This window comes from Saccharibacillus sp. WB 17 (assembly GCF_008634075.2).
GTDB classification, from domain to species: Bacteria; Bacillota; Bacilli; order Paenibacillales; family Paenibacillaceae; genus Saccharibacillus; species Saccharibacillus brassicae.
Genome location: NZ_VPFK02000014.1, coordinates 309,562 through 321,256 on the forward strand (window position 1 = coordinate 309,562; position 11,695 = coordinate 321,256).

General features: G+C 58.4%; 8 protein-coding genes. 1 reads left to right on the plus strand and 7 read right to left on the minus strand.

Going from position 1 to position 11,695, the window contains the following annotated elements; genetic code table 11:
* Positions 1 to 23 precede the first annotated feature (23 nt).
* Complete coding sequence (locus tag FTE24_RS07285) at positions 24 to 2,099, minus strand: methyl-accepting chemotaxis protein (RefSeq protein WP_150231961.1); 2,076 nt, start codon at positions 2,097 to 2,099, stop codon at positions 24 to 26.
* Between the two features lie 293 nt (positions 2,100 to 2,392).
* On the opposite strand from FTE24_RS07285, the gene FTE24_RS07290 reads away from it, so the two are divergent.
* Positions 2,393 to 3,253: a 3'-5' exonuclease gene (locus FTE24_RS07290; RefSeq protein WP_237401675.1), complete on the plus strand. Its 861-nt coding sequence runs from the start codon at positions 2,393 to 2,395 to the stop codon at positions 3,251 to 3,253.
* 148 nt (positions 3,254 to 3,401) lie between these two features.
* On the opposite strand, the gene FTE24_RS07295 is transcribed toward FTE24_RS07290, so the two are convergent.
* The 6 genes from FTE24_RS07295 to FTE24_RS07320 all read right to left on the minus strand — a co-directional run.
* Positions 3,402 to 4,514, minus strand: coding sequence for a WG repeat-containing protein (locus FTE24_RS07295; RefSeq protein WP_150231963.1), 1,113 nt, complete (start codon positions 4,512 to 4,514; stop codon positions 3,402 to 3,404).
* 157 nt (positions 4,515 to 4,671) lie between these two features.
* Positions 4,672 to 5,679, minus strand: a complete 1,008-nt coding sequence (locus FTE24_RS07300) for a Gfo/Idh/MocA family protein (RefSeq protein WP_150231965.1) — start codon at positions 5,677 to 5,679, stop codon at positions 4,672 to 4,674.
* Between the two features lie 195 nt (positions 5,680 to 5,874).
* Positions 5,875 to 7,050, minus strand: a complete 1,176-nt coding sequence (locus FTE24_RS07305) for a sugar ABC transporter permease (protein WP_141448717.1) — start codon at positions 7,048 to 7,050, stop codon at positions 5,875 to 5,877.
* 29 nt (positions 7,051 to 7,079) lie between these two features.
* Complete coding sequence (locus tag FTE24_RS07310; protein WP_150231967.1) at positions 7,080 to 8,648, minus strand: sugar ABC transporter ATP-binding protein; 1,569 nt, start codon at positions 8,646 to 8,648, stop codon at positions 7,080 to 7,082.
* Between the two features lie 114 nt (positions 8,649 to 8,762).
* The gene (locus FTE24_RS07315; RefSeq protein ID WP_150231969.1) at positions 8,763 to 9,878 is read right to left on the minus strand and encodes a sugar ABC transporter substrate-binding protein; all 1,116 of its coding nucleotides are present in this window, start codon (positions 9,876 to 9,878) and stop codon (positions 8,763 to 8,765) included.
* Positions 9,879 to 10,576: 698 nt separating this feature from the next.
* On the minus strand, positions 10,577 to 11,695 hold a 1,119-nt coding region (locus FTE24_RS07320; protein WP_237401676.1), incomplete at its 5' end, for a sugar ABC transporter substrate-binding protein.

The following is an 11,695-nucleotide window of genomic DNA, read 5'->3' on the forward strand; positions in this document are numbered from 1 at the left end:
AATTCGACGCCTCGAATCCGGAATTAAATCTTGAAGCGGGCGGCCGCTTCGCCGAGCTGCTGGGTCAGGCGGTCGATGCTCTGCACCATGTCGGCCAGGTTATGCACCATATTGGCCTGCTCCTGCACGGTCGCCGTCACTTCTTCGACGGACGCCGATACCTGTTCGCCGGAAGCGGACAGGCTTTGCGAAGCTTCCAGCACGTCGTCTTTGTCGCGCTCCATCGACTTGAACTCGGCAGACATGTCGCGGATCTGGCCCGTGATCGACGACACGCTGTTCAAAATGTCTTCGAACGCCTGGCGCGTCCGGTCGACGTACTCGTTCTGCGTCGACGAAATCTCGCGAATCGCGCCTACGCTCTCGTTGCTCTTGTCGACCTGCTCCAGCGTCTGGCGGATAATGCCGCCGATCTCGCCGGCCTGGTCGGCCGACTGCTGCGCCAGCTTGCGGATCTCGTCCGCCACGACGGCGAAGCCGCGGCCGTGCTCGCCGGCTCTCGCCGCTTCGATCGAAGCGTTGAGCGCGAGCAGGTTCGTCTGCGCCGAAATCTGGTTGATCGCATCGGTAATCTGTCCGATCCGCTGCGAGCTGTCCGCCAGCATCTCGGTCGTCGACGAGATGTTCTGGATCTCGCGCTCGTTCTTGGAATTGATCTCGATCAGGCTGTTCACGACGCTGCTGCTCGCTTCGAACACGCGGCCGATCGAATCGGCGCTGACTTGAATCGTCTCGGTCTTGCGTCCGAGCGACTCGATCTTGTCGCCGATGCCGGAGAACCGGCCGACGATCCGCTCGGTATCGTGCGATTGCGATTCCATCGCTTTGGCGATTTCCATCGTCGTCACCGACGTCTCGCCGATCGAACGCGCCGTGTTCTGCGACGTCTGTTCCAGGTCGCCCGTGTTGACGTTAAGCACTTCGATGGAATGGTTCATCTGGCCGATCAGCTGCTTGTTGCTGTCGACCATCGTGTTGAAGCTGTCCGCCAGATCGGCCAATTCGCTGCGGTATTTGCCGTCCGCGCGCACGGTCAGATCGCCGCCGGCCAGCTGCTTGAACAGCCCGGTCAGGCGCACGATCGGCGCGGTGATGCTGCGCGAGATCAGGATGCCGACCAGCACGGCCAGCAGCATCGAAGCGACAAGCGCGATCAGCATGTTGCGCATGAGCACGCCGAGCGGACGCTCGATATCGGCGTACGAGTCTTCGACGATGACGGCCCAATCCGCGACCGGGATTTTCGAATACCGGATATACGCTTCGTCGCTCTCGACGCTGCCCTGCACGATTTTGCCGCCCGTATCGGTACCCAGCAGTTGGTCGAACCCGGCCGCTTCGTACGGTTGGCCGATCAGCGCCGAATCTTTGGAGCTGTAGATGATCGTGCCGCCGCGGCTCGTAACGGTAATGAAGCCTTCCGCATTAATGTGGATATTTTGCAGCTGGTTCACGAAAAAGTCGGCGGCGATCGTGTTGATCGAGACGCCCAGCATCTGCCCGCCGTCCGATTTGACCGGCTGCGCGAACACGACGATCAGGTTGCCGGTCGTTTTGGAGACGATCGCGTCGCTCACGAACGGCGTCCCCGTCTCCATTACTTTTTGGAAATATTCGCGGTCCGAACGGTCGCCCTTGAGCGAATCCGGATTGCTGCCCGCCACGACGGTGCCTTTGAGATCGGCGACCATCATCGATTCGATCCCCGTCGAACCGGCCTGCGTCTCCTTGAACATCGCGTTGGCGCGCGACATCAGCTCGTTGCCCGAAGCGAAAAACGCGTCGTCCGTCAGCGTGCCCGCCTGTCGAAGTTCCAACAGCTCGCGCAGTGCCGGCGATACCGACAGCGTCCGGGCCAACTGCCCTTCCAGGTCGACGGTCGTCGACAGGCTTTCGCCGATACGGTCCGCGTTCGCGTTCATCTCGTCCTTGCTTTTTTTGGTCAGCAGATCCGCGCCGAACATGTAGATCACGCTGCTGCACGCAAGCAGCACTACCACCGTCAATACGCTAATGAATAGAGGGAGCTTGATCTTGAGCGATAACCGATCATATCCTCTGTTTTTCTGGGTGTTTGCCTGCTCGTTCTGGGTCGTCATTATTTATTCCCCTTTCGTAACTCGGGCCCATTGTGGTGCCTACAAGCGCTTTATCGGCCTTTTTCGACAAAAAAATTACACATTTTATAACTCTCTCATCTTTTTTGGCAATCTTCGTACCGTTCTATTTGAAAAAACGTTCATTTCCGGCTCCCGTACCTCCACAAATTCGCCGAACCGTTACCCGCCCCGCGAAGGATTCATAATCCGCACCCGCTCCGGGCATTTTTTTGTTACACTAGGGTATACGAATACACGCATTTTACTTTTTGGACAGCATGGAGGCAGACCCTTTGAACTATATTGTTCTGGATATTGAATTTAACGGCCGCAAGTTCGCCAGTCCGCACCCGATGGAAGTGATCGAGATCGGAGCCGTCCGACTGGACGATTCGCTGCGCGACACCGATACGTTTTCGGCCTTTATCAAGCCGGTGTATTTTGCCAAGCTGAACTCGTTTATTAAGAAAAAGACGGGCATTCCGCAGGAGTCGATCGACACCGCGGCCCGCTTCCCCAAAATCATCGCCGATTTCCGCGCATGGCTGGACGCCAAACCGGGCCCGATCACGTTCGTCGTCTGGGGCGGCGAAGACATCAAGCGCATCGTGCAGGACGTGCGCATGCACAAGCTCGAAGAAACGTATTGGACGCAGACGCCTTCGCTCGACCTGCTCAAAGGCTTCCTGCTGACGCAGGGGCTCAAGAATGACGTCAGCGTCGAAGGCGCGCTTGAGATGCTCGGCATCGAAGCGTCGGGCGCCGCGCACCGCGCGCTGGACGACGCCAAGATGACCGCGGACATTTTCCGGGCCGTCTACGACAAGCTCGACCTGACGCTGGCCAAAGAGTACAAGGACATGTTCTCGAACTCCAAAGAACGCCGCATCGTCCGCGCCGCCGCCAAGTCTCTCGCCGCCCGCCGGGTTATGCCGACCTGGGAGCTCGCGATGAAGCATTATCTGGACGGCAAGATCGCGTTCGAAGATCCGCGCAAAGAAGCCGAGCTGCGCGCCTACTTCGACGCCCTGCCGGAATTCCCTATGCCGGCGCGCGCGGAAGAAACCCCCGCCGAGCCAAACGGCGCGCTCGCCGACGCTTCGGCGGACGCCGAATCCGAATCGGCCCATCCGCACAACGGACCGACAGCCTGATCCTCGGGCTTCGTCCCGGCACATGCCGCCCTATATCCGCCTAACAAAAAGCCGATCCGGCGCTTGAAACACTCAAGCGCGCGGATCGGCTTTTTCGATATAGGACCGTGCGTGTTAGGCCCGGAATCGGACGTTCGCGCAAAGCGGTTTACTTTTTGCTTTTCAACGGATTTTGCATGAAATAATAATGGCCCGGGCCGACCGGCGCGTTGACGACGGCGGCTCCGTTCTGGAATTCGCCGACGGTGACGTCGTCGCTTTGCAGATCGACGAGCACCCGGCCGAAGCGGTCGATCAGCACTTTGCTGAAATCGGCCCGCTGGACGAACGCGACGCCTTCCTTGAACGCTCCGATCTCCGCATTCTCGTCTGTAAACCGCGCCGGAATGACGAGCTTGCCGGTCACGCCGATATAGCCCCATTTGCCGGTGCGATCGTTGGCGCTGCCGCCGACTTTGACCGCCGCTCGGCCTTCGCTGAACGGCTGTCCGCCGGTATACTGCGCTTTTACGACGATTTTGCCTTTGGCGTTTACGTAGCCGTATTTGCCGTTTTGCAGGAAAAGGGCCAACCCTTCGCTAAACGGAGCGGCTCCGTCGAACTGCGGTTTGATGACGCTTTTGCCTTTTTTGTCGATATAGCCCCACTTGCCGTTTTTCATGACCGGAGCCAATCCTTCACTGAATACGTTGACCATCGCGTACTGCGGCTTGACGATTTCTTTGCCTGTGAGATCGATGAATCCGCCGAGGTAGGAGGCGCCTTTGCGTTTCCAGACGACGGCCATGCCGTCTTTGAACTCATGCACTTCGTCGTAGGCGGCCGTAAGCTTGGTCTTGCCGGTCTTGTCGATATACGTCCATTTGCCGCCGGTCTTTTTCACCGCCGCCAATCCGCCGCTGAAACCTTCCACGACGCGCTCGTATTGAGGCTTGACGACCACTTTGCCTTTTTTGTCCACGAAGCCCCACAGCATGCCTTTGCGTACTGCCGCCAATCCTTCGCTAAACGGTTTGACTTCGTTATATTGGGCCGTGACGATCGTTTTGCCGTTCGTATCGAGAAATCCGTAGCGATCGGTGCTTTTATTCCAGAACGAGACGGCGCCGTCGCTCAATCCGCCGAGCAGCTCGTACGACACCGGCTTCGCCGTGCCGTTCACGATGCTTGTCGGGCTGTCCGCCGCGTGGGCCGAAGGCAGCACGGGCGCCGCTGTCACCGTCAAAGCCGCCGCCAATACGATTGTTGTCCATTTTTTCAATTTCTGTTCCCCGCTTTCTTATGTATCGGTATCATGGATATGGAAGTTATTTACCCCCGAATGCCGCCGGACCAACACCGAAAGCCGGGTCTTCTTCACGGAAGACCCGGCTTTTGGCGTGCTGCGTCGTGTAGGCATGCGGAATCGAACGCCGTTTTTATTTCTCGAACGGGTATTTCAGTCCCCACTGCGCGCGCACATTGTCCAGCAGACGCATGATGCCCATCGACTCGGCGAGCGAGATGACTCCGCTCTCGCGGCGGCCTTCCAGCAGGGCGCGGCCCACTTCTTCGGCTTCGTAGGCGTAGCCTTTGATGCCGCGATCTTCGCGATCGTCCGTGACCGTCACCGGCTCCTGGCCGGAGACATGCAGCGTCGCTTCCTTCGCGAACAGGAACTGCGGGATATGGATATATCCCTTGGTGCCGTGGATATACGCGTCGTTCGGGAATTCCAGGCGTACGCCGCCGTGCAGCGAAGCGGTGCGGCCCTGGCCGTAATCGAGCAGGATCGTGAAATGCTCGTCCACGCCGGTCTCGCCGAGATGCGCGGTCGTCCAGACGTTGTCCGGGTTCGGCCCGAACACCATCGAAGCGAACGACACCGGATAGATGCCCGCGTCCAGCAGGGCGCCTCCGCCGAGTTCCGGGTTCAGCAGGCGGCCTTCCGGATTCCAGCCGGCATCGAAGCCGAATTCGGCTTTGACGACGCGCACTTCGCCGATCTTCTCTTCGGACAGCCATTGCCTTACCTGCCCGATCGGCTTGAGGAAGCGCGACCACATGGCTTCCATCAGGAACAGCTTTTTCTCGCGCGCGGTCAGGATCAGCTCTTCGAGCTCATGGGCGTTGACCGTGAACGGCTTCTCGCACAGAACCGCTTTGCCACCATTAAGAGCGGTCCGTACATTTTCTTTATGAAAAGGGTGCGGGGTCGCCACATAGATCGCGTCGACTTCGGCGTCGGCCGCCAACGCTTCGTAGCTGCCGTGCGCGACCGGCGCGCCGAACTTGTCCGCGAACTTGCGCGCGCTCTCTTCGGTGCGCGATCCGATCGCGTACAATTCGCCGTTCGACGCGTGCTTCAGATCGGCCGCGAACTGCTCGGCGATCCAGCCCGTCCCCAAAATGCCCCATTTGATCATACCGTTTGCTGCCTCGCTCATCGTGTTTCCTCCTTGATATTGAAATCGTTTTCGGAATAGCCGGGGCATGCGTGGAACTTATGTAAAAGCCCGTCCTCTCCACTTTACCAGATCGGATAATGAAAAGGTAGTCGGTCTTGCAGCCGCTCAAACGCAAAAAATCGCTTTCGCGGCTCCCTCCCCGTTCGAGGAAGAAGCGCGAAAGCGACAGGCGCTTTAGCCTCTTTTTCTGCGCGTCATGACGTCGAAGATCACGGCTGCGGCCAACACGCCGCCGCGGATCATGTACTGGTACGAGATGCCGACGCCGAGCAGATTCATGCCGCTCGACAGCGAAGCCATAACGACGGCACCGATGATGGAGCCGGTGACTTTGCCGACGCCGCCCGCCGCGGATACGCCGCCGACGTAAGCGGCCGCGATCGCGTCAAGCTCGAACAGCGTTCCCGCCGTCGTCGTGGCCGATTGCAGACGCGCCGTGTACATGATGCCCGACAGCGCGGACAGCATGCCCATCGATCCGAAGACGATGTAGGTAATTTTCTTGACGTTGATGCCGGTCAGGTGGGCCGCTTCCGGGTTGCTGCCGACCGCGTAGATATGGCGTCCGAGCACGGTCTTGGTCGTCAGGAAGTGGTAGACCGCCACGACGATCAGCGTGATGACGACCGTCCAGGAGAAGCCGTTGTAGCCGGCCAGAATCCACGTCACGTAAGCGATAATCGCGGAGACGAACACCAGCTTGATCGCGAAGATCTGGTTGGAAGGCACTTCGAATTTGTACTTGATTTTCTGGCGGCGCTTGGAGATTTCGGCATAGACGAAATACAGGATGATCAGCGCGCCGAGGATGATCGACAGCACGTTCAGGCCGGCGATATGTCCGAGCGAAGGCAGGAATCCGTTGCCGATCGCGTTGAACGTGTCGTCCTTGACGATGATCGTGCCTGTCTTCTCCGTCACTTGAAGCAGCGCGCCGCGGAAGATCAGCATGGCCGCAAGCGACGAGACGAAGGCCGGAATGCCGATCGACGCGACGAGCACGCCGTTGAACATGCCGATCACGATGCCGAGAATGAGGATGATCGGAATGGTGAAGTACACCGGCACGCCGAGCTGCGACAGCATGATGGCCGCGATCGCGCCCATGAAGCCGGCGGCAAAGCCGACCGAAAGGTCGATATGCCGGATGACGATGACGAGCGTCATGCCGACGGCAAGTACCGCGATGTAGCCGGTGGCATCGAGCAGGTTGCTGATATTCCGGGAAGAGATAAACAACCCGTCGGTCAGAATGGTAAAAGCGAGCATGATGACGAACAAAGCGATATACATGCCGTAATCGCGAATATTTACTTTGAGCAAAGACTTGGCTTCTTGAAAGAAGTTCACGATTTTCCCCTCCTATATGGCGTTGACTGCTACTGCGTCGCAAACTGCATGATTTTCTCCTGGTCGGCTTCTTCGGCCGCGATCTCGCCTTTGATCCGGCCTTCGGCCATAACGTAGATCCGGTCGCTCATGCCGAGTACCTCGCCGAGTTCGGAAGAGATCATGATGATGCTCATGCCCTGGGCGATCAGTTTGTTCATGATGGTATAGATTTCGAACTTGGCGCCGACGTCGATGCCTCGGGTCGGTTCGTCCAGGATGAGCAGCTGCGGGCCGACGAACAGCCATTTGCCGAGCGATACTTTCTGCTGGTTGCCGCCGCTCAGGTTGCCGACGATCTGTTCCACCGAAGGGGCTTTGATATTCATCGAACCTTTGTATTCGTTGGCGACTTTGACTTCTTCGTTGTCGTTGATGACGCCGCCGGGAGAGATGCCTTTGAGATTCGCCGCGCTGACGTTGCTTTTGATGTCCTGCAGCAGGAACAGCCCGTCGCCTTTGCGGTCTTCGGTCACGTAGGCAATGCCCGCTTTGATCGCTTCGCTCGTGTGCTTGAACTTGCTGCGTTTGCCGTCGACATACAGCTCGCCGTCCAGCTTGTAGTTTCTCGGATTGCCGAAAATGCTGAGCGCGAACTCCGTCCGGCCCGAACCCATAAGGCCCGCGATGCCGACGATTTCGCCTTTTTTCACATAGAGGTCGACGTTCTTGACAAGGTTGCGGCCAAGCGTCGGATCGTAAGCGGTCCAGTTCTTCACTTCGAGAATGTGCTCGCCGAACTTTTTGTCGGGACGCTTCGGATAGATGTCCTCGATATCGCGGCCGACCATGTTCTTGATGATCTGCGCTTCGGTAATTTCGCCTTTGGCAGCGTCCAGCGTGCAGATCGTTTTGCCGTCGCGAATGACCGTCGCCTTGTCGGCGATCGAGATGACTTCTTTGAGCTTGTGCGAGATCATGATGCACGTAATGCCCTGGTTCTTCAGCTCGCGCAGCAGCTGCAGTAGATTCTCGCTGTCGTTCTCGTTCAGCGCCGCCGTCGGTTCGTCCAAAATGAGCAGCTTGACGTCTTTGCTGAGCGTTTTGGCAATTTCGACCAACTGCTGCTTGCCTACGCCGAGATCGCGGATCAGCGTCTCGGGATTGACGTTGAGCTTGACCTTGTCGAGCATTTTGCGCGATTGGATGATCGTCTCGTTCCAGTCGATCACGCCGCCGCGCTTGACCTCGTTACCCGCAAAAATATTCTCGTACACGCTCAGGTCCGGGAACAAAGCAAGCTCCTGATAGATGATCGCGATGCCCGTTTTGACGCTGTCCGTGATTTTGCCGAACTGCTGAACCGTGCCTTCGTAGACGATGTCGCCCTCGTATGTGCCGTACGGATAGACCCCGCTCAACACCTTCATCAACGTCGATTTGCCTGCGCCGTTTTCGCCGACCAGAAAGTGAATTTCGCCTCGTTTGACTTGAAAGTTCACGTCCGAGAGCGCTTTGACGCCCGTAAAGTTTTTGGAAATGCCGCGCATCTCCAAAATATGATCACCCCGGCCTCCGGCTGTCCGGTCGTCTTTTTTATCCAATATATTTCCGCCCATTTCTGTCGCACCCCTTGCTGCCCCGTGTACCGGGAAAGAGGAACGGGGCATCCCCGTCCCTATCCCAGCCGGCTGTTTGCTGTGATCGATCGTCCCTTCGAGAAGGTCCGACCCTTACAGTCCCGTGAAGTCTGCCGCTTTGTAATATTCCGAATCGATCAGTTCTTTTTGCAGATTGGCTTTGTCGACTACGATCACGTCGGTTTGTTTTGCTTTGACGTCCACGTTGCCGTTGTTGTACGAACCGGTCGTCTCCGGCGTTTTGTTGTCCAGCACTTCGACGGCCATGCCCATTGCGTCTTTGACGAGGGTACGCACGTCTTTGAAGACCGTCATGGACTGCTTGCCGTCGATGATGTACTGGATCGAAGCCTGCTCGGCATCCTGGCCGGTAATGATGTAGTTTGTCACCGCGCTGTCGGAACCGAATACGTCGGCGATCGAGCGGGCCGTGCCGTCGTTCGGAGCGAGAATGGCAACGTCGCCTTTCATGTTGGCGGCGGCGGACGTCAGGTGAGTCTGCGCTTTGTTCTTGGCATCGTTCGGATCCCAGTTGGTTGTAACCTGGCCGATGATGCTGCTCATTTGGTCGCGGGACAGGTCTTTGGTATCTTTGAGTTTCTCGGCTTCCGGCGAGTTCGCGATCATGAACGTGCCGTCCGCGATTTTAGGCTGCAGTACTTCCCATGCGCCCTGGAAAAACAGGAACGCGTTGTTGTCCGTTGCCGCACCGGCGTACAGATACAGCGGTTGGCCTTTTCCCGTGCCATTGTCGATCAGGTACTGCGCCTGGGCTGCGCCCACCGCAAGGCTGTCGAACGTGACGTAGTAGTCGACGGCGTCCGTGCTTGTGATCAGACGGTCGTAAGCGATGACGGTCACGCCGTCTTTTTTGGCCGCTTCTACCGCTGCCGCCGCGGCATCGCCGTCCTGCGGGCAGATGATCAGCACTTTGATGCCTTTGTTGAGCAGCGTTTCCACGTTTTCTTTTTCTTTCGCGGAAGAACCCTGGCTGAACAAAATTTCGGTCGTGTACTTCGTGCCGGACAGCGCGTCCTTGAAGCGCTGCTCGTCCTGCACCCATCTCGGCTCATCCTTCGTCGGGAGTACGATGCCGACGCTGACGCTTCCTCCGCTGCCCGACGTTCCGCCGTTGCCGCATGCCGTGGCTACGATCGAGAACACGACGACCGCAATCAGAAGCACAATCCCCTTAACCTGCTTTTTCAAATGAACGAACCCCTTTCGGTTTGTCTGGTGTGTTGTTGATTTCCTCTGGCAAGATCAAATATAGCACCGCACGGGATGCATGTAAGCGCTTATCATTAGCACTCTTTTGCGACTGTCTGTACTTTTTTAAGGCTGGAGGGTAAGCGTTTGCAGAAAAGTGCGGATGTGGAGTCAAATAAGCGAGACCTCCGCCTCCTGGCGAGGAGCGCAGGCGCAATTCATGCGCAATTAAATGCGAGAATACAGCTATTTAAGCGCAAACCGGCGATTTTCTTGAAATAAATGCGAGGGAACGCTTATTTGGGGGTTAGGTGTCTGTTTGTATCGAAAAATAGCGTTTTAGTTGTATTTGCGCACTTATTTGATTCGAAGACGGGTTAGATTACGAAATAACTGTATGTGAGCACTTATTCCTTGGGTGACTGGGGTGACTGGGGTTGCTCGGATGACTTGATTGACTTGAATTTTTCGAAAAAAGAGACGACAGGCGCGGTATGGACACGCAAGCGGTAAAAGTTTCCCGCCGCCTGTCCATATCGTGCGCCTGTCGTCTCTCTCGCTGATGAGTCTGCGCGAGCTGTTATCCTCGCTCATACGCCTGCACGTGCTGCTATACTTGCGCCTACGTCTAACTCTCTAGTCCAATCGGGTCGCCGCGTTTGGGCAGTGCCTGCGTCTGCGTTCGCAAACATGCTTGCCTATTCTCCGCCGGACGTGCCGTACACGTCTTCCCGCGAATGGAACCCGTCCGCGATCACCGTCTCGTCCAGATTGGAGGCGTCGACCGCGATCGGCGACAGCAGAATCGATGGCACTTCGATCTTGCCGTTGTTGACGCGGCGGGTCGCGCCGGCCGGATCGCCGTTCGCGAGCGCGACGGCCAGCCGCGCCGTATCTTCCGCGAGGCGGCCGATCGGCTTGTAGACGGTCATCGTCTGCGTGCCGGCCGCGATGCGGCGCATCGCCGCGACGTCGGCGTCCTGGCCCGCGACCGGAATACGGCCCGCCAGGCCGTATTCCTCGAGCGCCTGCAGGGCGCCGCCGGCCGTCGCGTCGTTGGCGACGATGACGGCGTCGATGCCGTCCGCGCCGTTGGCCCGGAGCGCTTCGCGCATATTGTCGAGCGCCTGCATCGGCTTCCAGTCTTTCGACCATTGGTCGTAGACGACGCGGATATCGCCGCGGCTGATCAACGGCTGCAGCACTTCGAACGCGCCGTCTTTGAACTGATGCGCGTTGTTGTCGGTATCGGCGCCGCCGATATAGACGTAATTGCCTTTGGGCACAAGCTTGACGAGCGCCTGCGCCTGAAGCCGTCCGACTTCGACATTGTCGAACGAGACGTACAGATCGACGTCCGCATTCGTGATCAGGCGGTCGTAGGACAGCACTTTGATGCCCGCTTTGTGCGCTTTGCTCACAATGGCGGCGGTCGATTCGGCGTTGTGCGGGACGACGACCAGCACGTCGACGCCTTCGCTGATCATCGCTTCGGCCTGGGCGACCTGCCTCGCGTCGTCGCCGGCCGCCGACTTCACCTTGACGTCGGCTCCGAGCTTGGCAGCCGCCGCGACGAACAAATCGCGATCTTTTTTCCAGCGCTCTTCGAGCAGCGTATCCATCGCGAAGCCGATCGTGATGCGCTTCTCGCCGCTTACGGCGTCCGGTTCGGTCCGGACCGCCGCCGGGTCGCCGTCCGCGGCGGCCGGCCCGGCCGAAGCTTCGGCCGGATCGCCCGCAGCTTGCGAGGCGCCCGCAGGGCCGCCTGCGCTGCCCGCGCCGTTCTCCGCGCCGTCTGCCGCGGCGCCGGACTCTGC